This is a genomic window from Aquimarina addita (assembly GCF_039539305.1).
GTDB classification, from domain to species: domain Bacteria; phylum Bacteroidota; class Bacteroidia; order Flavobacteriales; family Flavobacteriaceae; genus Aquimarina; species Aquimarina addita.
In genome coordinates, this window is sequence record NZ_BAABCW010000025.1 from 25725 (window position 1) to 48239 (window position 22515).

General features: G+C 32.8%; 16 protein-coding genes and 1 tRNA gene. 12 read left to right on the top strand and 5 right to left on the bottom strand.

Annotated features, from left to right (window positions below; all coding sequences use genetic code 11):
* Nucleotides 1-99: 99 nt before the first annotated feature.
* Nucleotides 100-172, bottom strand: a tRNA-Phe gene (locus ABD816_RS19875).
* Nucleotides 173-272: 100 nt separating this feature from the next.
* On the opposite strand from ABD816_RS19875, the gene ABD816_RS19880 reads away from it, so the two are divergent.
* The 7 genes from ABD816_RS19880 to ABD816_RS19910 all read left to right on the top strand — a co-directional run bounded on the left by ABD816_RS19880 (nt 273) and on the right by ABD816_RS19910 (nt 7940).
* A complete protein-coding gene (locus tag ABD816_RS19880) occupies nt 273-1004 on the top strand; it encodes a type III pantothenate kinase (protein ID WP_344930394.1) in 732 nt (243 codons plus the stop codon).
* Nucleotides 1001-2248, top strand: coding sequence for a BamG family beta-barrel-assembly machinery protein (bamG, locus tag ABD816_RS19885; RefSeq protein ID WP_344930397.1), 1248 nt, complete (start codon nt 1001-1003; stop codon nt 2246-2248). Before ABD816_RS19880 ends, bamG begins: the two co-directional genes overlap by 4 nt.
* 22 nt (nt 2249-2270) lie before the next feature.
* Nucleotides 2271-3662, top strand: coding sequence for a hypothetical protein (locus ABD816_RS19890; protein ID WP_344930400.1), 1392 nt, complete (start codon nt 2271-2273; stop codon nt 3660-3662).
* Nucleotides 3662-4219: an LPS export ABC transporter periplasmic protein LptC gene (lptC, locus tag ABD816_RS19895; protein ID WP_344930403.1), complete on the top strand. Its 558-nt coding sequence runs from the start codon at nt 3662-3664 to the stop codon at nt 4217-4219. The genes ABD816_RS19890 and lptC overlap by 1 nt, the downstream gene beginning before the upstream one ends.
* Nucleotides 4220-4225: 6 nt before the next feature.
* Entirely contained in the window at nt 4226-4423 is a 198-nt protein-coding gene (locus tag ABD816_RS19900) for a hypothetical protein (protein ID WP_344930406.1), read from the top strand.
* Nucleotides 4423-5691, top strand: coding sequence for a hemolysin family protein (locus tag ABD816_RS19905; RefSeq protein ID WP_344930409.1), 1269 nt, complete (start codon nt 4423-4425; stop codon nt 5689-5691). Before ABD816_RS19900 ends, ABD816_RS19905 begins: the two co-directional genes overlap by 1 nt.
* Nucleotides 5692-5867: 176 nt before the next feature.
* Nucleotides 5868-7940, top strand: a complete 2073-nt coding sequence (locus ABD816_RS19910) for a peptidylprolyl isomerase (RefSeq protein ID WP_344930412.1) — start codon at nt 5868-5870, stop codon at nt 7938-7940.
* Between the two features lie 93 nt (nt 7941-8033).
* On the opposite strand, the gene galE is transcribed toward ABD816_RS19910, so the two are convergent.
* Both galE and glpK read right to left on the bottom strand, forming a co-directional pair.
* On the bottom strand, nt 8034-9050 hold the full coding sequence (gene galE, locus ABD816_RS19915) for a UDP-glucose 4-epimerase GalE (RefSeq protein ID WP_344930415.1): 1017 nt from the start codon (nt 9048-9050) through the stop codon (nt 8034-8036).
* A gap of 384 nt (nt 9051-9434) precedes the next feature.
* Entirely contained in the window at nt 9435-12614 is a 3180-nt protein-coding gene (gene glpK / locus ABD816_RS19920) for a glycerol kinase GlpK (protein ID WP_344930417.1), read from the bottom strand.
* 345 nt (nt 12615-12959) lie between these two features.
* On the opposite strand from glpK, the gene ABD816_RS19925 reads away from it, so the two are divergent.
* The 4 genes from ABD816_RS19925 (at nt 12960) to ABD816_RS19940 (ending at nt 17959) form a co-directional block, all read left to right on the top strand.
* Complete coding sequence (locus tag ABD816_RS19925) at nt 12960-13586, top strand: RNA polymerase sigma factor (protein WP_344930419.1); 627 nt, start codon at nt 12960-12962, stop codon at nt 13584-13586.
* Nucleotides 13586-13852: a hypothetical protein gene (locus ABD816_RS19930; RefSeq protein ID WP_344930421.1), complete on the top strand. Its 267-nt coding sequence runs from the start codon at nt 13586-13588 to the stop codon at nt 13850-13852. Before ABD816_RS19925 ends, ABD816_RS19930 begins: the two co-directional genes overlap by 1 nt.
* A gap of 135 nt (nt 13853-13987) precedes the next feature.
* Nucleotides 13988-16969 carry a hypothetical protein gene (locus tag ABD816_RS19935; RefSeq protein WP_344930424.1) on the top strand — a complete coding sequence of 994 codons (2982 nt, stop codon included), beginning with the start codon at nt 13988-13990 and terminating at the stop codon, nt 16967-16969.
* A 3-nt stretch (nt 16970-16972) separates the two neighbouring features.
* Nucleotides 16973-17959, top strand: a complete 987-nt coding sequence (locus tag ABD816_RS19940) for a mechanosensitive ion channel family protein (protein WP_344930426.1) — start codon at nt 16973-16975, stop codon at nt 17957-17959.
* A gap of 122 nt (nt 17960-18081) precedes the next feature.
* On the opposite strand, the gene ABD816_RS19945 is transcribed toward ABD816_RS19940, so the two are convergent.
* Complete coding sequence (locus tag ABD816_RS19945; protein WP_344930428.1) at nt 18082-18921, bottom strand: universal stress protein; 840 nt, start codon at nt 18919-18921, stop codon at nt 18082-18084.
* Between the two features lie 148 nt (nt 18922-19069).
* On the opposite strand from ABD816_RS19945, the gene ABD816_RS19950 reads away from it, so the two are divergent.
* Nucleotides 19070-19975: a serine hydrolase gene (locus ABD816_RS19950; protein WP_344930430.1), complete on the top strand. Its 906-nt coding sequence runs from the start codon at nt 19070-19072 to the stop codon at nt 19973-19975.
* A gap of 192 nt (nt 19976-20167) precedes the next feature.
* Here the strand turns inward: ABD816_RS19950 and ABD816_RS19955 are convergent, their stop codons facing one another.
* Nucleotides 20168-22399: a TonB-dependent receptor gene (locus ABD816_RS19955; protein WP_344930432.1), complete on the bottom strand. Its 2232-nt coding sequence runs from the start codon at nt 22397-22399 to the stop codon at nt 20168-20170.
* Nucleotides 22400-22515: the final 116 nt, after the last annotated feature.

Consider the following 22515-nt stretch of genomic DNA (forward strand, 5'->3'; position numbering starts at 1 on the left):
TGGACTTGGATCCCTTTTTTAAGAGTATTCGTTCATATTTTCGCAAAAAAATAAACCCTTGACCATCATTTGATGATCAAGGGTTCTGCTTTTAAGGTGTGGTGCCTCCAGGAATCGAACCAGGGACACAAGGATTTTCAGTCCTTTGCTCTACCAACTGAGCTAAGGCACCTTGCTGTAAGCGGATGCAAATATAGAACCCTTTTTTTAATCCTCAAAATAAAAAATTAAAAAAATGGTTTCGTACTTTTGCAAACTTAGAAAGTAAGGATATGAATTTAGTAATTGATGTAGGTAATACGTCTGTTAAATTAGCTGTGTTTCAGGGATCTTCAGTTATTTTTAAAGAAATTCTGGAGTTAGATTTATTTTTTGATAAAATTCAGAAAATACATACCAAGTATCCGTTACTTAAGAATGCTATACTATCCTCAGTATCTCATATGAGAGATCAGGATGTAAAATTGGTTACAAGTTTGTTTAATACGTTATTATTAGATCATACTAAAAAAATGCCCTTTGCTAACCTGTATAGTACTCCGCAGACATTGGGTGTTGATAGAATGGCACTAATTGCTGCTGCTGTAGATCAATTTCCAAAGAAGGATGTGCTAGTTATTGATGCGGGTACATGCATCACATACGATTTTAAAAATCAGAAAGAAGAATATCTGGGAGGTGCGATAGCACCGGGTCTTAGATTAAGATATGCTAGTTTAAATAATTATACTTCTAAATTACCGTTATTGGAATTAGCGGCACCAGAAAAGCATATCGGAAATAGTACGAATGAAGCAATACATGCAGGTGTAGTAAATGGGGTTTTGTATGAAATAGACGGGGCAATTGATGAATATTGCAACATTTACCCCCAATTAACAGTTATTTTAACCGGAGGACACGCACATTTTTTGTCTAAAAGATTAAAAAATAGCATATTTGCCACCTCTAATTTTTTGTTAGAGGGACTAAACCACATTTTAGCTTATAATAATAGTCAATGATAAAGAAGATTGTAGTAGTAATTCTGGTAATAGTTACCAGCATATCTTATGCTCAGGAAGGAACTTCTTCTCCATATTCTTATTACGGAATTGGATTACAGAAGTTTAAAGGAACAACAGAAAATAGATCGATGGGGGGGTTGAGTATATTAGCAGATAGTATTCACTTAAATCTTCAAAACCCAGCTGCTTTTGGCGAACTTCGTTTAACTACATATACATTAGGAGCAGGATATAATGGGTTAAACCTTTCTAATAATCAAGGAGAAAGTTCGTATAAAGATAATGCTACATTAGATTATTTGGCGATTGGTATTCCAGCTGGTCGATTCGGTTTTGGTTTTGGAGTAGTCCCACTTAATTCTGTTGGGTATCAACTTAGTTCAATTGAAAGTGATGGGTCAGAAAGTCAATTTTTTGGTTCAGGAGGACTTAATAAAGTGTTTTTGTCAGCAGGAATAGCGGTTAATAAGAACTTAAATATTGGATTAGATTTTAATTATAAATTTGGAACTATAGAAAATAAGTCCATATTAGATGATACAGATCTTCAGTTTGATACAAGAGAAATTAATACGTCAAATTTATCAGGAGTTGGCTTTTCATTGGGACTTACCTATAGTACCATGATTACAGATAGGTTAGAATTAATAACTTCGGTTGTATCTACACCTTCTACCAAGTTGTCTTCTAATAATACATCAGAATTAGCTACTATACTGACACTAAGTAATGGAGCAGAAGCGGTATTAGAGCAGCAGGATATAGAAATAGAAGATGAAGATCTGGAGCTACCAGCAGAATTAAAATTTGGAGGAGGAATTGGAGTTCCCAAAAAATGGTTTGTTGGAACAGAATATACATATATAGATTCTGAAGATTTTGATAATAGATCTTTTTCTACAAATAATGTGGTGTATGAAAATGCATCAAAGTTTGCGCTAGGAGGTTATTATATCCCAAATTACAATTCACTTACAAGTTACTTAAGTAGAGTGGTTTATAGAGCTGGGTTCAGATATGAGGAAAATGGTTTTTCTATTAATGATCAATCAATAGATGAGTTTGGCATATCTTTTGGAGTTGGATTACCAGTAGGCAGATTATTTTCTAATACAAACCTGAGTTTTGAGTACGGAGAACGAGGAACAACAGATTTAGGATTAGTAAAAGAAAAGTTTTTTAATATTTCAGTAAGTTTGTCTTTAAATGATCAATGGTTTAGAAAAATAAAATTTAATTAACTACAATTACAATTATAAAGCTATGAAAACTAAATTTTTATTTATAATAGCATCAGGATTCATTCTGGGAACTACAAGTATTAGAGCCCAGGTTGGAGATTGTACTAAAGATAATGCTATTATAACAACAGCCTCTATTGCTTATGAGCATGCAAAGGTAAAAAACTACGAAGCCGCAGAAGAGCCTTTATGGAAAGTGAGAAAGGAATGTCCCGGGTATAGCGTTGCTACGTATCAATACGGTCAGAAATTATTAGATAATAAATTAGATAAGGCTACCACTGATGCAGAAAAGACAAAGATTGCAAATGAATTAATCGTTCTGTTAAAAGAAAGGTATGCCAATTTTCCAAGTAAAACTAAGAAAGGTGATATGTACTCTGATATAGGTCAGATGATGTACGATTATAAAATAGGAACTACAGAAAGTCAGTTTGCAGAGTTTGATAAAGCATATACTGAGGATAAAGCTAATTTTAAAGGTGCTAAGAAGTTATATACATATTTCTATTTGTTAGTAGAATTACAGGATGCGGGAAAAAAAGATCTACAAGATGTATTTGACCTGTATGATGATATTACTGAAAAGATAGAAGAAGAAGAAAGTGATAAAGCTAAAACTATCGCTGAATTAACAGAAAAAGAAGAATCAGGAACTGCATTAAGTGCCAAAGAGAAGAAAAAACTTAAAAATGCAGGAATTAATATCAATGCTTACAGTAAAGTGAAAGCTGGTATTAATCAAAAAATCGGTGCGAGAGCAGATTGTGAGAATTTGATTCCATTATACACCGGACAATTTGAAGCTAAGAAAACAGACGTAAACTGGTTAAAAGGAGCCGCTAGTAGAATGTCTGCAAAAGACTGTACTGATGATCCTTTATTTATTAAGCTAGTAGAAGCGTTGAATAAGGCAGAACCTTCTGCTAAAACTACGTACTACTTAGGGTTATTAGCTATGAAGAAAAATCAAAACTCTAAAGCCAGAGAATACTTTAATAAGTCCGCACAATTAGAAACAAAGCCTAGTGATAAGGCTAAGGTTTATTATAAGATTGCTGAAATGTTAAAAAAGCAAGGTAGCTACAGTAATGCAAGATCTTATTACAAGAAAGCATTAGCAAATAAGCCATCTATGGGGACAGCATATCTACGTATAGCATCTATGATTGCAGCTAGTGCTAATGACTGTGGTGCAGATGTATTTAGCAAAAGAGCTGTATACTGGTTGGCAGCAAATTATGCAAATAAAGCAGGAAGTGTAGATCCAAGTTTAAAAAAGACCGCTTCTGGTACTGCGAGTAATTATAATGCTAAAGCACCATCAAAAACAGATATTTTTAACAATCCAGGGATAACTTCTGTAAAAATAGGATGTTGGATTGGTGAGACTGTAAAGGTGCCTAAATTATAATGCAAAAAAAGAAAATATATAGTATACTAAACTTTGTCACAGCATTTGCTGTGACATTGTTTTTTTCATGCCAATCAGAATCGGTGCCAACTAATACGATTAGTACCTTAGAGGATGCACCGATAGCAGAAGGATTAGATATCAATATGAAATATACAGATTCCGGACGCCTTACCGCTGTGTTAACCACTCCAAAAGTATTAGATTACACGAATAAAAATTTTGGATATCAAGAGTTTCCTGAAGGGGTTGTACTTAATATTATTGACAAAGAAGGAAAGGTGAGCGTCGTCACTTCAGATTATGCTATTTCTTATATGGAGACAGGTTTAATAGATATGAGAGGCAATGTGGATATTAAGACAGCTGATAGTACACACCTAATAGCAAAGCAATTATATTGGGATCAGAATATCAACTGGGTATTTACTGATCAGGCATATACAAGTCGTTTTCCAGATGGGGCAGTTAATGAAGCAGATGGTTTTGATGCTAATCAGGATTTTACTATCTTGAATTCGCGGATAAATGATGGGATAATGGTTATTGAAGAATAGATAGGTATGATGAGATTTTTTAAGTTATTTGAGTATGCATATCTGGTAATTGCCGGTCTTTTTATTTATGAAGCTTATGCAGACTGGCGTATAGATGGGAGTAAATACATTCTCTATACATGTTTTGCGGCAGCAGCAATTTTTATGTTTTTCTTTAAAAGAAATTTTAGAAAAAGAATTAAAGCAAATAAAGATAGTAATTAATGGAACTATCAATATTTGTAATTATACTGTCTATAACACTTTCTGCTTTTTTTTCGGGGATGGAAATTGCATATATATCCTCTAATAAAATACTTATTGAAATAGAGAAGAAGCAAGGAGGTTTTCTTGCAAATATTCTTACTAAACTTACTAAAAAACCTTCAAAATTTATTGCTACCATGTTGGTAGGTAATAATATAGCACTTGTTATTTACGGTTTTTATATGGGGGAACTTCTTATGGAACTTATAGAAGGGTATTATCCATTTATAGCGGGTAGCATGAATCTTTTACTCCAGACAGCGATTTCTACATTAGTAATTTTACTGACTGCAGAATTTTTACCTAAAGTTTTTTTTCAAATTTATTCTAATACGATGCTAAAAGTATTTGCATTTCCTGCATTTATCTTTTATGTGGTTTTTTGGCCAGTCTCTTATGTCGTTATTAGGATTTCTGATTTTGTATTGCGCAAATTGTTTAAAACAGATGGTGATGAAGTACAATTGGCATTTAGTAAAACAGAATTAGGAGATTATATAAACGAACAGATGGAGACTGTGGATGTTCATGATGATATCGATAGTGAAATTCAGATTTTTCAAAATGCATTAGATTTTTCAGAGGTAAAATCACGCGAAGTGATGATTCCCCGAACAGAGATTATTGCGGTAGAAAAATCACAGTCACTCGAAGAAGTAAGTCAGATTTTTATCGATACAGGTTTGTCTAAACTTTTGGTTTATAATGGTACTATTGATGACGTAATTGGATATATACATTCCTTCGAATTGTTTAAAAAACCAAAAACTATAAAATCTATTTTAGTACCAGTAATTTTTGTTCCAGAAACTATGTTTGTTAAAGATGTTCTTAATCTTTTAACTAAAAAACATAAAAGTGTTGCGGTGGTTATTGATGAGTATGGAGGTACAAGTGGAATTATGACGGTAGAGGATATCGTAGAGGAGCTTTTTGGAGAAATTGAAGATGAGCATGATTCTGTAGATCTTGTAGAAAGCCAAATTAGCGAAGATCAATATCGCTTTTCTGCGAGAATGGAGGTAGATTATATTAATGAAACTTATAAATTAAACCTCCCTGAGAGTGAGCAATACGAAACACTCGGAGGGATGATTGTACATCATACAGAAGAAATTCCAAAAGAAGGAGAGATTGTGGATATTACATCTTTTAGGATTCATATCCTGGAGACCTCTACTACCAAAATTGAATTGGTAGAGCTTACAGTATTACCAGAAGACTAAGGGCGAGTCAGAAATAAATAGGTGTAATCTGCACCTGAACCTTAGTTATAAAATACTACAATAATTATTCTGAAATCAAAAACGAAAAAAGTTGTAAAGACTTTCTATTTTTAAATTGGTAATATTCCAATAAAATGGTATTTTCGCCCACTATATTTCAATAAATTAAAGTTATCATGGCAATTTTAAATAAAATCAGACAACGTTCTATTTTTTTAATTCTAATTATAGGAATGGCACTTTTCGCTTTTATATTAAGTGGATTGTTTGAAAGTGGAGGGTTTTCATCAAAAAAATCGCAAAGTACGATCGCGACTATTAACGGAAACGATATTAGTAGAACTGATTTCGCCAGAAAAGTAGATGCTGCTTCCAGAAATTTTGGACCTAACAGCTCTAGCATCCAAGCCGTAAATTATGTATGGAATCAGGAGTTAAGAGAAGTGGTTTACAATGAGCAATTTGAGGCATTGGGCATTGGGGTTGGAGAAGATGAAGAGGATGCATTGCTGGAAGAATCATTAGCTAGCAATCCTACGTTTCAGAATGAAGCAGGAGTTTTTGATAAAGCAAAAATGGATGAATATGTAGCAACAAATAAAGAAAATCCTGCTGCTTATCAACAATGGTTATCTTATAAAAGTACATTAGCAAAAGGAGCGTTAGAGAAAAAATATCTAACCATGATCAAGGCCGGAGTGGGTCTTACTAATAAAGAAGGTGAGCTAGCTTACAAAATGGAAAATGATAAGATTGATATCAAATATGTTCAGCTTCCGTTTTCTAGTATCCCAGATGCTGAAGTAACAGTTACTGATGCAGAAATTCAGTCGTACATCGATGCACATGCAGCGCAATATAAGGCAGAAGCTTCCAGAAATTTACAATATGTTTTTTTTAAAGAAGAGCCTAGTAAAGAAGACGAAGACAACCTTATAAAGGAAGTTGCAGAGATCAAATCAGAATTCAAAAGTGCAGAGAATGTTGAGGAATATGTAAACGAAAACTCAGTATTAAAATACAATGATTTATTTGTATTTAAGAAAGATTTGCCAAAAGCCGTAGCAGATACATTATATAATCTTCCTGCTGGTGAAGTTTATGGACCTTATAAAGATGGAGCATATATTAAAATATCTAAAGCTATTGGTCAAAGACAATTGCCAGACTCGATCAAAGCAAGTCATATTCTTGTTTCCTGGGAAGGATTACGTACTGCAGGTGAAACCAAAAGAACTAAGGAAGAGGCAAAGAAGGTGGCAGATAGCATACTATCCTTAGTAAAAGAAGATAAAGAAAAGTTTGCAGAATTAGCAAAAGAATTTTCTGCAGATGGATCTAATAAAGACAAAGGAGGTGATTTAGGATATTTTGCTCCAGGAAGAATGGTACCTGCATTTAATGATTACGTAGTAGAGAATCAAGTAGGAGATATGGACGTAGTAGAAACCGATTTTGGATACCATATTATTTCTATAGAAGATCAAAAGAATCAGCAAAAAGCAGTTAAAATTGCTACGATTGCTAAAGAGATCGAACCAAGTGAAAAAACAATAAATACTATTTTTGCAAATACTACAAAGTTTCAAATGGCCACAAAAGATGGTGATTTTGCAGCAAAAGCCAAAGAAAGTGAATATACGGTGCGTCCTGTAAATAAATTAAGTGAGTTGGCAGATAACATTCCTGGAATTGGATCTGACAGAAGTATTGTACAGTGGGCATTTAATGAAGATACTAAGAATGGAGACGTAAAGCGTTTTGATGTAACTGGAGGATATGCGGTTGTGCAATTAACTGGTAAAGCAGAGAAGGGAGTTCAAAAAGTTGCCGATGCTAGTAGTATTATAAAGCCGATTTTAATCAAAAAGAAAAAAGCAGAAATGCTTAAAAATAAAATAGCAGGAAGTACAGGATTGGATGCTATTGCTACAAGTCAATCACAGACTGTAAAAACAGCATCTGCTTTAAATATGAAAAATCCAACAATAAGTGGAGCAGGTACAGAGCCTAAGGTAGTAGGAGTAGCTTTTGCATTAGAGGAAGGAAAAACTTCTCAGCCTATCGTTGGTAATAATGGAGTATACGTAGTAGAGGTAATTAAGAAAACACCTGCTGCAGCTATAAATGCATATACGAGTTATATTACTGAAGGAACAAAATCAAATACAGGTGCTGTAAACTCCAGAGTTTTTAATGCATTAAAGGAAGCTTCCGAAATAGAAGACAGAAGAGCAGATTTTTACTAGAGATCGCCGATATAATTTGAAAGTAAAAAATCCTGAAACATATAAGGTTTCAGGATTTTTTTTATCTATTATTATACCTAAGTTTATAAATTATTAGCTTCTGATTTTTAATTCCCATTTCCAGGCAGAAGCAAGTGCATCATCCAGACTGCTTTCTGATTTCCATCCTAATTCAGTATTTGCTTTTTGTGTATTAGCATAGGCAGACATAATATCACCTTCTCTTCTATCTACAATCTTATAATTCAATTTTTTTTGAGAAACTTTTTCAAAAGAATTAATGACTTCTAAAACAGAGCTTCCAGTTCCTGTTCCCACATTAAACACCTCATAATTTGATTTGTTAGCATCATTAATAAGGCGTTGCAGCGCAATTACGTGTGCTTTTGCCAGATCTACTACATGGATATAATCACGAATACAAGTACCATCATCTGTAGGGTAATTGTCACCAAAAACAGATAGTTGCTCTCTTAAACCAGCAGCAGTTTGCGTAATATAAGGAATCAAATTTTGAGGTACTCCGATCGGTAGCTCTCCAATTTCTGCAGACGGATGAGCTCCGATTGGATTAAAATATCGTAAGGCAATGGCTTTTAGATTAGAGGTTACTTTGCAAGTGTCTCTTATAATTTCTTCTCCAATCTGTTTAGTATTCCCATATGGAGACTCTGCTTCTTTAACGGGAGCATTTTCTGTAATGGGTAGTTCATCGGCTTGTCCATATACAGTACATGAGGAGCTAAATATAAAATTAGTCGTGTCTTTTTTCTGTAATTCCTGTAATATATATACAAGTGCTGAGATATTATTTTCGTAATACAATAATGGATTTTCAACACTTTCTCCAACTGCCTTAGATGCAGCAAAGTGTATAACTCCTATAAGGTCCGTATGACGAGCAAAGAAATCCTGAACCTTGTTTTTTTCTCTAAGATCAAACTCTTCAAAAATTGGTTGTTTTCCTGAAATAGCAGTAATTCCTTTTAGTACTTCTGTAGAAGAGTTCGAGCAATTATCAACAATCACTACTTCGAATCCTTTATTTTGTAGTTCTACTACAGTATGGGAACCTATAAAACCTAATCCGCCAGTTACTAATATTTTCATTTTTTTGTTTCTAGGAATTCTATTTAATATGATTTAAAATAATCTGTTTTATTTAGTTATTTACTAAATAATTGTCTTAAAATTAATACTTTTAAAGCTTCTACAATTTAGATTTTGAATCATCTTGGTAGTAAGCAGCTACAAATGTATGTAATTGATAGAGAACCAAAAAATGTTAATTAATATACTATGACATAGTCATATAATTAGTTAGTCTTTGCTAATCATTACTTTTGTTTTGATAACCTGTCATGTAATCCTTGAGAAGTTCCAATAAATGAAAAAGCTTCAAACAATATGCATTTGCAAAGCGCTGTTGTTTTTGATATCTCATACTTTTTAGATGGAGCTAGTTTATTTATGAATTAATTAGAATGTCAGACCTTATATTATTTCTTTTTCATAGAATGTGGACACATCTTGTATTAACAGATTAAGGTAGTGGTTCTCTCTCTCCAAACGTGACTCATCCCAGCCTAAATATTTAATCAAATCTTCTTGTACAATAGATCTATATTGGTGTACGCTATCTATGTCAAAATAAAGTCTTCCTGTTCTTCTTACAAAAAAGTCTGATAAACTATTAATCATTTCATGATGAATACCATACCAAACTTCTGCTCGGATTAATTTTTCTGTAATATCATCGTTTAAGAAATAAGGTACTTTATTCATAATGATATCTGTTTGTTTTCCATATGTAGTGACCAGATACCAGCCATAATATGGGTCATTCATTCCTAAACCCTCTAATTCCTGATTGATATTTGTAATATACTGGTTAACCGCTGTGGTGTCTTTTAATGGCGTACTGGTAAGAGGAATATTTTTAGTATGAGATTTCTCAAAGTTTTCTCTTTTACTATCACTCATTGTTTTTAATACGGCGTCTATAACTCGTTGTGCCATTTTACGATATCCGGTAAGTTTTCCCCCGGCAATTGAAATTAGCCCTGTCTTAGATACAAAAATTTCATCTTTTCTTGATAATTCAGATGGATCTTTTCCATCTTCGTGTATCAGTGGTCTTAAGCCAGCCCAATTAGATTCTATGTGATCTATAGTTAATTTTACAGACGGGAACATATCATTTACAGCGTTTAACAGATATATTGCGTCATTTTTAGTGGCAACCACACGATTCAGGTTAGCACTATAATTAGTGTCTGTGGTTCCCACATAAACGGCTCTTCCTCTTGGAATGGCAAAAATCATTCTTCCATCTGCTACATCAAAATAAATGGATTGTGTAAGTGGAAATCGTTCTCTGGAGAAAACAATATGTACACCCTTAGTAAGATGTAAGTACTTATTATTCATAGATTGATCCTTTTTACGTAAAAGATCCACCCAGGGTCCCGCTGCTGAAACATAATTCTTAGAATGAACCGTAAAAGTTTGCTGCGTGTTATGATCAAGACATTGAACATTTTTTATTTTACCTTCTTCATTATAATTAAAAGAGGTCATCTCACAATAATTAATGATGGTAGCACCGTAGGATGCTGCTTTTTTAAGAAGTTCTATAGTGAGTCGTGCGTCATCTGTTCTATATTCAGCATAATATCCGCCACCTGTTAGCTTTTCTTTGCCTAATAAAGGCTCTTTTGCGCTAGTCTCTGATGCACTCAGCATTTTGCGCTGATCATCTCCTTCTACATTAGCAAGAAAATCATACACTTTTAGTCCAATGGCGGTCATTAATTTTCCATAGGTACCTCCTTCAATAAGCGGAAGTAACATTTTTTCTGGTACGACCAGATGTGGCGCTAATTGATGAACAATCGCACGTTCACTACCTGATTCTTTGACCAGGCCGATTTCGAATTGTTTCAAATAACGTAGGCCACCGTGAATTAATTTTGTAGACTTATTACTGGTGCCTGATGCAAAATCGTTCTTTTCAATGAGACATACGTGTAGTCCTCTGGATGCTGCATCCAGTGCAATACCAGCTCCTGTAACTCCTCCTCCTATAACGACAAGATCATACGTGGTAGTTCTGGCTCTGCGGATATGTCTTTTGCGATCCAAAACAGAAAAACGAACCTCTGATACCTCTGGTAAAGATACTGTATACGGTGTTGTTGTTTTTGTTCTTTCTACTGCATCCTGCCATCCAGTATATTTTCTATGACGTTCATGTTCTGAAATTGATGGTTTAAATAGTGTATCTACTGTCCGGATTTTAGAAATATCTTTTTTAGTCCATATCCCAGCTTTAATTCCAGCTAAAAAGGCCACACCTAGTGCTGTTAATTCTAGCATTTCTGGTCGATCTACCTCAATATTTAAAATATCTGCCTGAAACTGCATTAAATAATTATTAGCAGCTGCCCCACCATCAACTTTTAATTCTTTCATTAATTTACCACTATCTTCTATCATGGCATCTAATACATCACGGGTTTGATATGCTATGGCTTCTACCGTTGCTTTAGTCAGGTCATTTTTGTCTGAATCCAAAGAGAGTCCATAAATAGCACCTTTAGCCTTCATATCCCAATGCGGAGCTCCCAATCCAGCAAAAGCAGGAACTACATAAAGTTCTTCAGATGATGGTGTGTTGTTACATATTTCCTCGGTCTCTGAAGCAGTATTAATAAAATTCATTTGATCCCGTAACCATTGGATGGTGGCTCCTCCGGCAAAAATACTTCCTTCTAGTGCATATTTTATGGGTTCATCTGCTAGAGTACAACATACTGTGGTCACTAATCCATTATTAGATTGATATGCTTTTTTACCCGTATTAAGAAGCATAAAACATCCTGTTCCATACGTGTTTTTAGCAATTCCGGTTTTGTAACCGCCTTGTCCAAATAAAGAAGCTTGTTGATCTCCTGCCATCCCGTACACCGGAATTTTTTTACTTTGATATACGATATTGCCAAAATCAGAGGAAGAATGTTGTACCTGAGGAAGCATAACGTGAGGGATATTTAATTCTGATAACATTTTTTTATCCCAATCTAATTTTATGATATTATACAACATCGTTCTGGACGCATTAGAATGATCAGTAATATGTTGGCGTCCATCTGTGAATTTCCACAATAACCAAGTATCAATAGTTCCAAAAAGTAATTCTCCGTTTTCTGCTTGTTCTCTTGCGCCTTCTACATGATCTAATATCCATTGTAATTTGGTGCCAGAGAAGTAAGAGTCAATAACCAAACCGGTATTCTTTGCAATATAATTTTCTAGTCCTCTTTTTTTTAGATGATTACAAATCTCTGTGGTTCTTTTGTCCAGCCAAACTATAGCGTTGTATATAGGTTTTCCGGAATTTTTGTCCCATACTACTGTAGTTTCTCTTTGATTCGTAATCCCAATACCTGCAATTTGATCTGCTGATATTTTTGAGGTAATCAAAACCTTTTTAAAAACTTCTTGTTGATGGTTAAAAATCTCTAACGCATCGTGTTCTACCCATCCGGGGTTTGGGTAGTATTGAGGTAATTCTTTTTGAGCGATGCCGCAAATTGTTCCAGTAGAATCAAAAATAATGGCTCTGGTACTCGTAGTACCCTGATCAAATGCTATGATATACTTTTTTTTCATTGATGCTTGATATACGAGGTTATAATGCAAAAATACAGATATAGGAAAATTACTAAAAAAAATAGCTAAACCTCTTATTTAATATGAATAAATCATTTTTATCTTACGTGATTCTATAGGAATTTTTTTATATGAAAGCAATTCTAAAAATAGTATTGATAGGATGTTATAAACTTGATTAATTCTATTATTAAAGGATGCGATCATTGTTAATGAAGTGCAGAGGCGAAATCAATATTAATGGTTTTATTGACAATTAAGTTACTATAGTTTTAAAAAAGGAGACTTTTTTCTTTATATTTAAAAAAGTGAATTTTATACTAACCATAATACAAACAGCCTATAATGACTTCTGTTCCTCGATTATTTTTTGTGTTGATTAGTAAAAATGCAAAAGCGATTAAACATAGGGTATCGGATGAAGAACTGGTAGAACAAATTGTAGTTACGAAAAGCAGCTTATTGTTTAGCGTTTTATATGATAGATATAGTAAAAAGGTATATAACAAATGTTATAGTTTCGCTAAAGACAGCGATGAAGCGAAAGATTTAACCCAAGAGGTATTTTTAAAACTATTTACTAAACTACATAGTTTTAATGGTACATCTAAATTTTCTACATGGTTATATGCCTTTACATATAATTTTTGTGTGAATTATAGTAATAGGGATACAGGTAAGAAAATGAAAAGTTTATCAGACGCTATGAAGGAACACGAGTATCATTTATTTTCTGATAATGATTTAGAAATAGTTGATGAAGAGACTCTTTTTCAATTAAAAGCCAGTAAGCTTACTTTAGCATTGGATCAAATAGATCCTATGGAGAAAGCTTTATTATTATTAAAATATCAGGATGATGTTTCGATAAAAGAAATGATGGTGATCTATGGCATTGGCGAAAGCGCGATTAAAATGAGATTAAAAAGAGCAAAACAGAAATTGATAGCGGTACATACTAAAAGTTTGTAATGGAAGAAAAAAATCCTTTTAAAAAAATAGAAACCGATAAGACAGTACCAGAAGGAATCAAAGAATATATAATTGCTGATATTGTTGATGTGTTTAAAGATGAGAATCACTATGTAATTGGAGATACTATAAAAACAGATACCATACAGGGATGTATTGAAGCGATAGATGACACTTATATAACACTTGCCGGAGTAACAGGTATAATACGCGTACCAATTAAAGAGATAATAAAAAACACTGTGGAAATTATTAAAAATGAATAAAATGAATAGTTGCTTGACCCACCTGAGTAAAAGTTAAATTCTTACACTCTTTTTAAGATTAAAATCCATTTCGATAGTTTTTTTTTAGGTATTAATTATACATTTGACAGACGATTATAGACATAAATCACATTGATGGTTGAGCATATAGAAAAAATAAAACAAGAGCTTGAAAAAATTGTAAAGGATCAATTGCTTCCTGATTTACTAGCTCCTGTAGAAAAACAAGAGAGATTTTTAGAAGAAGTTTTAAAAATTCAGCATACAATAGCTATTTTAGAAACCTCCAAACAAAAAAATGAAATTCTTGATACTTTTATAGCTTATAAACAACAATTATCAGGTATCGTTATTTTGTATTTTGACACACTACAAAAAGAAAATACGAATCTTCATTTTGTAAAGTATTTACAGTCTTTAGAAACCTATATTAATACCCAGGCAGATGTACTAACAGTAGTGCAACATAAGGATCGTTTCTACGCAATTCCATCAGACAGCAGAAATGTTAAAATCAGTAAATTTTTCAAACGTACATTATTTAAATGTTCTAAAATACCACTACGTATAAGTAATATCTTTAGGAAAACTAAAAAGCCTATCCATTTTTGGAGTCAAAAAGTCCCAGTCAAAGGAATTACTTCTTACTTCTACAAAAATACAGTGATACTAAGGTTACAAAGTATTATAGATGTCACATTTAAAAACATTGCTGCCACGACAGAAGATAGCTGGAAATTAGATACATTGATTGACGATAAAATCATCAATTTTTTAGAGTCTGAAACTCCCTTAGAATTGACAGAGAATCTTTTTCAGATTGATAAAATGCTTGATGTATTGGCGAATACAAAAAGAGATATTAAAAATATATTGGACGCGGTATTAGATACCGTTTTTATCGACTACCAAAACGCGCTGTCAAAAGCAGGGACTTTTGAGTTAGCAAATGATCAATTTGTAATATCAAAGGTCGATGAAAAAAGAGTTGCCATAGAGAAAAATATCCAAAAAAAATATGATTCCTGGAATTACACGTTTTCTGTTCTACGAGATGATTGGGATATTGATCTCGAAATTTACAATTTGGTTTTTAAAACATATCGTCATTATGATAAGCTCAATGCAGAAGTTAGTCAGCGTGCCAATACTATTATCAAACAATTAGACGTTATACGCAAATATCAGAATGATGTTTTAAAACATATTGATGAAGCAAAAGATAACGAGCATTTAAAAAGTAATATTTCTGAAGAAATAGAGAAGCTGTCTTCTGTTTTTGAGACAAAGGTCTTATCTAAGGTAAATCAGGAGATCGCGGGGATGGAGTTAACTTCTGTTATCACCAATTTTGAAAGCAGTCTTCAAGGTTTATTAGCTAAGGTTTCAACAAAAAGAGCCATTTCAAAAGAAATAGATTTTCAAAAACCAGGTTCATCCTCAGCGATCAATTATATCTCACCTTATGAATTGATCAATTATGAGAGCTGGCCCTCTTTTTTAGAAAAAATAAATGCGGCAAAGGTGGCCATGTCTTTAAAATTTGATGATACTATACAGACGGTTAATGAACTCGGGCAAATTGCAGAGTTTAATCTAGAATCATCGTTAGCCTTACTGGAAGAAGAGATTTCTGATGCAAATCCTAAAACTGTAGCCTTAGAAGGAATACAAAGAAATCTGGATAAATTAGATACGCTTACACTTACAGTTCAATCTTTTCAGGATGATTTACAAGAACTTCTCACAGAGAGCTTGGATAAGTTTACCAAAAGGATGATCAGTTTCACCGAAAATGAAAATATACTAGAGATAAAACTGATGATTGCCAAGGCAATATCCGTAGAAAAGAGTAAAGCGATCAAGCAGAAAATTAAGAGTAGTATAATTTATGCAGTTCCTATTGCAATAACATTTTCTAAACAAATATATACCAAATCAACAGAGTTTGTACTTGCTAAAATGGCTAAGTTAGGTCTGTTAAAGAATTCTGGTGCAATCACAAGTGAGTTATCCGATTTCTTAATGGAAGCAGAAAGATCTGTAGATAAGCTTCCCTTTGTTTATCAAAGATTATTCAGATCTGAAACTTTGCATAATGAAGCCTTTTTTATTGGAAATGAAAAAGCAGTAGAGACTATTCATACGGCATATTCAACATGGAAAAAAGATCGTTTTATTACTGTTGTTATTATTGGAGAGAAAGGTGCAGGAAAAACTTCATTATTTCATTATTTTAAACAGAAAAACGAAGAGCTTCCAGAAGTATTAATGCTATCAGTGGATGAAACAATTTACACTGCGGAGCAACTGTTCGAGTTTCTTTCTATATCGTTTTCTAAAGAACTGAAGTCGCTAGAGGAGTGGGTTTCATTTTTAAATACAGGAAGACAAAGATTTGTGTTCTTAGAGAATTTACAATCTTTATATTTTAGAAAAATAAAAGGTTTTGAGGCACTGCATACTCTGTCAGAACTTATTTCACTGACTTATAAAAATGTTTTTTGGGTGTGTACTTGTGCTAAATATGCATATCAATACTTAGATAAATCAATAAGCTTATCGGATCAATTTACACATCGTATAGATGTAGATGATATGGATAGTAAAACACTTACTGATGCTCTGGTAAAAAGACACAAAGTAAGCGGATACAATCTATATTTTGAAGAGCCTCCAAAAGAATTTTTAAATAAAAAGTATCAGAAAGCAACTGAAGCAGAGCAACAAAAAATACTTCAGGCTGAGTTTTATGTTGATTTGTATAAGATCTCAAAAAGTAATTTTAAAATTGCCTTTATGTATTGGTTACGATCTGCTACCTCGGTTTCAGGAAGCACTATTCATATGAGATCTTTGAAAAATATAGACCTCTCTTTCATAGAGAATCTGGCGGCATCAAGATTATTTATTCTCAATGGAATTTTACAGCATGAACAATTAAAAATTGATCATATTAGTAGTATATCAGGACTGGATCTTGCACAGACCAAAAGAATTGTAAATTCGCTCTACGAAATAGGACTTCTTACAGTTGATCGTGAATATTATACAATTAATACTTTGTTATATAGACAAATAGTAACATTGTTGAAAAGTAAAAATTTCTTACACTAAGTTATGATACAAAAGATTTTTATTAGCTATATTTTTCTTATTACAGGAATTATAAGTGCTCAAAATAGTGTAGTACCGCCATCATCTGCACCAGTAACCACGGTGGCTGTAGATAGTGTGGCTACACCACAAAAAAATACGGAAAAAGAAAAATTAATAAAAGATATTGATACGATCGAAAAAGAGGTGATAGAAGATTTAAGTCCACCGCCGATCTGGGAATTTTTTTCTATAGGTAAGATTATTTGGGCATTGATATTTATTCTTGTAGGATATGTTGTTATAAAATTTTTAGTTTCTCTATTAGAACGTCTTGCTGAGAAATCCGCAAATCAAAGAATTACGATTAAAGGACTTATTCCAATTATAAAAATTTTTGGATGGATTTTTATAATTATAATTATTGTCGTAGGTGTTTTCAGACCTCCAGCTGCTACGTTAATCGCAGTATCAGCATCTCTGGGTATTGCAATAGGATTTGCAGCTCAGGATATTCTAAAGAATATTTTTGGGGGTGTCATGATTTTGTTAGATCGTCCTTTTAAAGTAGGTGATAAGATAGAAACTGGTAGCTTTTATGGTGAGGTTGTCGAAATAGGTTTGCGGTCTATAAGAATTGTAACCCCCGATGATTCTTTAGTAAGTATTCCTAATGGAGAATTGATGAATAAATCAGTATCTAATTCTAATAATGGAGAAGCAAACTGCCAGGTAGTAGCAGAAGTATATTTACCAATAACTGCTGATACCAATAAAATAAGACAAGTTGCTATTGAAGCAGCACAGGTTTCTAAGTATATTTATTTAAATAAACCAATTGCAGTGTTGTTTTTTAATGAAGTGAAGGAGCGCAGATCGTATTTTAAAATGCGATTGAAAGCATATGTAGTAGATATCAGATATGAATTTATATTTAAAAGTGATATGACAGAGATTGTCATGAAACAATTATTAGAGGAAGGCTTGATCAATCCAGAGGATTTAAAATAACTATAAGAAAGCCTTCTCCTTTGATGTTATACTATAGATGTTTAGGAATTACTCAGGATTTTGAAAACTTAAAATAATTTGACATTTTTAATTTTCAACATCTGATTGAGATTTGTTGTAAATCATTCTATTTCTGGTAACAATAAAATAGGTACAGGACTATGAAAACTGATATTCTTTACAACGTCCTCTTCCAATAGTTTCTGCAAAAAACTATATTTATGATTGATAAATGTGATAAGATCACTTTGTGTCTGCAGAACAAAATCTCGAATAGCATTACTTTCAGAAGTTTCAATAGTAATCTTATGAAAAAAATAATCTATGCCAACGAATAGTTTTTTTAGGTGTTCCTTATTGACTTTTTGAATATCAGATAAATATTCTTCCTCCATTACCTGAACAACTTTTAATTTACTTCCTGTTAATTGAAGTAATGTTTTGTATAGTAGAAACTCTTTTTCCTTAAAATCTCTTTTGAAATTAGTAGAAAAAACTATTTGCGATGGAGCTTTACTCATATAACTTTTTGGTACTAATACCAGAGCACAGGTTTTAATATCATTCAGAATTCGCGTAGCATGAGTTCCTAAAAAAATCTCCTGATTACTTTTTCCTCCTTTTGTGCCCATAGCTAAAAAATGAATAGATTTTGTATCGATTACATTACTTATTGCTTTGAGTACCGTGGTCGCTTTTATAATGGGCTTGAAGTGGTGTTGTGAGATAGTGTTATTCTCCTGTATTGGTTTTATAAACTTTTTAAGTTCTGTTTCTTTTTCTTTAATCATGTCAAGAAAAAAATCATCTGTATTTTTATCTGTGATAAGGTTAGAAGGATGACTCACAAAAATATGTAAGATATAGAATGTACAAGGTGTACTACTAAATAATATTCTGGCATATGCTAGCGCATTATTTGCATTTTCAGAATAATCCATAGGAATTAAAACATTTATCATAGATAGTACCGTTTTTGATTAGTAGCGTAAAGCTATAAAGTCTTATTTGCAGTGATTAGGTAAAATACAAATTAATTTTAATAAATATATTGGTTTTTTCAGTGACTTTATAAAAGTTATGTGTCTTATTTATTCTAAATATATAATAATGAAAAACAACTGTATTTTACTACTCTTAGTAGTTTTTACTATTCAATTAGTAAAAGCTCAGGACCTACCCATGAATCTATCCACAAATAATGCTATTCCATTAAGAGAGTTGCTTGATATGGATTTACAGAAAAAACTAGAAGAAACGTTAAGGGCTAATCCAAAATGGGAAAAGTTAATAGCACAAAAAAGAATGTCAGTCGGTATCGTAGATTTAGCAGATACAGATCATATTCGTTATGCCAGAGTACATGGTAATGAGATGATGTATGCTGCAAGTTTACCAAAAATAGCAGTTTTATTAGCAGCTATGGATGCAATTGATAAAGGTGAATTAAAAGAGACAGAGATTATAAAAAAAGACATGCATCTGATGATAAGTAAATCTAATAATCAGGCAACGACTCGTATGATTGATAGATTAGGATATGATAAAATAGAATCTGTACTTACTAATGAGCGTTATGGATTATATGATGAAGAATTTGGTGGTGGACTATGGGTAGGCAAACGTTATGCAGCTGGTGGGGCTACAAATAGAGAGCCGATTAAAAATTTAAGTCACGCAGCGACAGTGTCTCAAGTATGTAGATTTTATTACTTATTATATCAAGGTAAATTAGTAAGTAAAGAAAGATCTAAACAAATGCTGGATATTATGGTAGATCCTGCATTGCATCATAAGTTTGTAAATACTCTGGATAAGATAGCGCCTAAAGCTAAACTGTTCAGAAAATCAGGATCTTGGAGTACTTATCATTCAGATTCTATTTTGGTCTGGGGCTCTCCAGAAAGACGTTATATTTTGGTAGCCTTGGTAAATGATAAGGCCGGAGAGCAAATTATTCGTAATCTCGTAGAGCCGATAGAAGATATTCTCCAGGAGAATCAGTTAAATTTCTAGTAAAATAAAATGATAATAAAAGAGAGCATAGGGGAAACCATTCCTATGCTTTTTTATTTAATTATTATTTTTAATTGACAAGTAAAGATTACTAGATCAAGTTTTTTAAAATTAAACGAATTTATAAATTTCCAGCCTTTTGTAGTGATAAAACAAAAGTTAAGTAGACAAGTACAAATTTTAAATAGGCACTTAAAAGCTATAAGAGATATTTCCTTTAATAAAGAAGGGGGTGCCAGGAGTAAAATGAATTTCTTCTACAGGTTCCGTTTCATTTGCTAATCTCGAGGTTGTAGCAAATTGAGTTTCATTCCATTCTGTATCAAATAAGTTTTCTACACGTATCCCTACTGTAATATTTTTGATGGTATAATTAATGTTAGCATCAATTACAGTGTATCCCTCTGCAATAATACTATTATCTTCATTAGCGGCACGATCTCCTAGGTGTCTGTATTGCAATCCTCCTGAGAATTCATGAAAATTATTGACAGTGATACCTCCTGCAGCGGTTATTTTTGGTGCCAGAGGAATATAATCCTGACCACTAGGCTCATCGGTACTTCTGGCATAGGTATAGGTAAAGTCAGAGTTTAGAAATAACCAATCATTTATTTGGTATCTGGCACTTAGATCAGCACCTAATCTTTTGGTTTGACCACTAGGTTCTACTACACCTTCATCACCCACGTATACAAATTCTTGTTCTAAGCCTAAATACCAGCCAGTAGTATTTAAAAACAGCGATTTAAATGGTTTCCAGCTTAATCCCATATCTACTCCATATGCACGTGGTAGTACTTTGTCTGCTGATCTAGCTACAACTACCCGAGTGTCATTACTATGAAATCCGGTTCCCGATTTTAAGAATATATTTATATTATCTGTTACATCATAAGAAATCTTCAACTTAGGATTCACCATAAATGAAGTACTAGACTGTGTTTCATAAGTATCTTGTAAATTATCTTCATATAAATTTTTAAAATAATCAAGTCGAACACCTGGTGTAATTTTTAATCTTCCATAATCTAGCGTTGCATCTAGAAATCCATACGCATTGGTTTCGTCTACATTACCCAAGCTAAGTATGGATATTATTTCTTTTCTGTTCAGTGTACTAGAGAGTTCATTGTCATTAATTTTATCATTTCTTAGTCCAATCCCAATATTAAAATCCGTAGTAGTGGTTCCCAGCAAGGTTCTGGTAGTAAGAATACTCGAGAAACCTGATATAGAGCGATCTTCGAATTGTTTAATTTGATCACCATTGATAGGATCATTCAAGAAAAAAGTAAAATTAGAATACAGTTCAAAATCATATAAAGAATAATAGGCATTTGTTTTTAAGGTAGTATTATCTGAAATAAATTTTGAATAAGTGGCACTCAGATTGGTTCTTGATGTATTTCCTCCTTCTGTATCATCAATGGCTCCAAAACGGGAAATGGTCCTATCCGCGACAGCTCTTTCTGGAATCTGTCCAGAAGCATCCCAACGGCTTACAAAATGAGAAGCAGTGATATTCAATTTATTATTATCAGACAATAAGGCTGTATATTTTGCATTTAGATTAATACGGTTAAAGTTTTGTGGAGACTCAAAAGCTCCATCACTTTCCAAATATTCGATAGCAAGGGATAGGTCTTTTTTTGCGGCTCCTTCCATAAGATTAAATAATCCTATAGTTCTAAAGGTATTAAAGTCACCAAGCTCTAATTTTATCGTGTTAGTGTTAAATTTTTCCTTAGTATGCATAGCAACAAATCCGGCGGTATTAAAATTCCCTTGATCTGCATAATAAGGTCCCTTACCAAAATTTAGATTGTTAATAGTTTCTGGAATCACAAAATGCAAATCTGCATATCCCTGACCATGTGCATGAGAAACCATATTAACCGGAATGCCGTCTACAGAAATTGCAACATCCGTACCATGATCTACATCAAACCCCCTGAGAAAAAGTTGCTCTGCCTTTCCTCCACCAGCATGTTGACCTATAAATAGACCAGGTATTTTTCTTAATATTTCCTGAGAAGAATTAACAGGATTTGTTTTACTGTCAATTTTGGTAATAACACTTAACGGATCAATTTCTTGTTTTAAAATTAATTCATCTAATTGAAAAATTTCAGGATGTAAAGTAATAGTTAGGGGAGACGTAACATCTTGTTCCCGGAGTATTATTTTTTTAGTTTTAAACCCTAATAAGCGAATACTTATTGTATCTCCTATTGTATTTTTACCTAATGAGAACAGTCCATTTTCCAACGTATGTGTATGTTTTTCTGAAGATGTGTTATAAATATAAGCTTCAGCTAATGGATATGCGAAATTATCGATGATCTTACCTCTTATATTTTGATTTTGTCCATAGCTTAATGCGCCAATTAACAGGAGTAGAGTGGTTGTTAAATTTCTCATGATAAATTTTTGGGGATATAAAGTTTTAAAGATTTTTTGGTGTAATACTACTTAATTCAATAATGCTTTCTGTTAATTCTTTTTTAAATATTTTCATGATTTTTCAGTTGACCATT

Coding starts and splice junctions, on each gene's coding strand:
- ABD816_RS19880 (WP_344930394.1), top strand. CDS start 273: ATGAATTTAGTAATTGATGTAGGTAATACGTCTGTTAAATTAGCTGTG.
- bamG (WP_344930397.1), top strand. CDS start 1,001: ATGATAAAGAAGATTGTAGTAGTAATTCTGGTAATAGTTACCAGCATA.
- ABD816_RS19890 (WP_344930400.1), top strand. CDS start 2,271: ATGAAAACTAAATTTTTATTTATAATAGCATCAGGATTCATTCTGGGA.
- lptC (WP_344930403.1), top strand. CDS start 3,662: ATGCAAAAAAAGAAAATATATAGTATACTAAACTTTGTCACAGCATTT.
- ABD816_RS19900 (WP_344930406.1), top strand. CDS start 4,226: ATGATGAGATTTTTTAAGTTATTTGAGTATGCATATCTGGTAATTGCC.
- ABD816_RS19905 (WP_344930409.1), top strand. CDS start 4,423: ATGGAACTATCAATATTTGTAATTATACTGTCTATAACACTTTCTGCT.
- ABD816_RS19910 (WP_344930412.1), top strand. CDS start 5,868: ATGGCAATTTTAAATAAAATCAGACAACGTTCTATTTTTTTAATTCTA.
- galE (WP_344930415.1), bottom strand. CDS start 9,050: ATGAAAATATTAGTAACTGGCGGATTAGGTTTTATAGGTTCCCATACT.
- glpK (WP_344930417.1), bottom strand. CDS start 12,614: ATGAAAAAAAAGTATATCATAGCATTTGATCAGGGTACTACGAGTACC.
- ABD816_RS19925 (WP_344930419.1), top strand. CDS start 12,960: ATGACTTCTGTTCCTCGATTATTTTTTGTGTTGATTAGTAAAAATGCA.
- ABD816_RS19930 (WP_344930421.1), top strand. CDS start 13,586: ATGGAAGAAAAAAATCCTTTTAAAAAAATAGAAACCGATAAGACAGTA.
- ABD816_RS19935 (WP_344930424.1), top strand. CDS start 13,988: ATGGTTGAGCATATAGAAAAAATAAAACAAGAGCTTGAAAAAATTGTA.
- ABD816_RS19940 (WP_344930426.1), top strand. CDS start 16,973: ATGATACAAAAGATTTTTATTAGCTATATTTTTCTTATTACAGGAATT.
- ABD816_RS19945 (WP_344930428.1), bottom strand. CDS start 18,921: ATGATAAATGTTTTAATTCCTATGGATTATTCTGAAAATGCAAATAAT.
- ABD816_RS19950 (WP_344930430.1), top strand. CDS start 19,070: ATGAAAAACAACTGTATTTTACTACTCTTAGTAGTTTTTACTATTCAA.
- ABD816_RS19955 (WP_344930432.1), bottom strand. CDS start 22,399: ATGAGAAATTTAACAACCACTCTACTCCTGTTAATTGGCGCATTAAGC.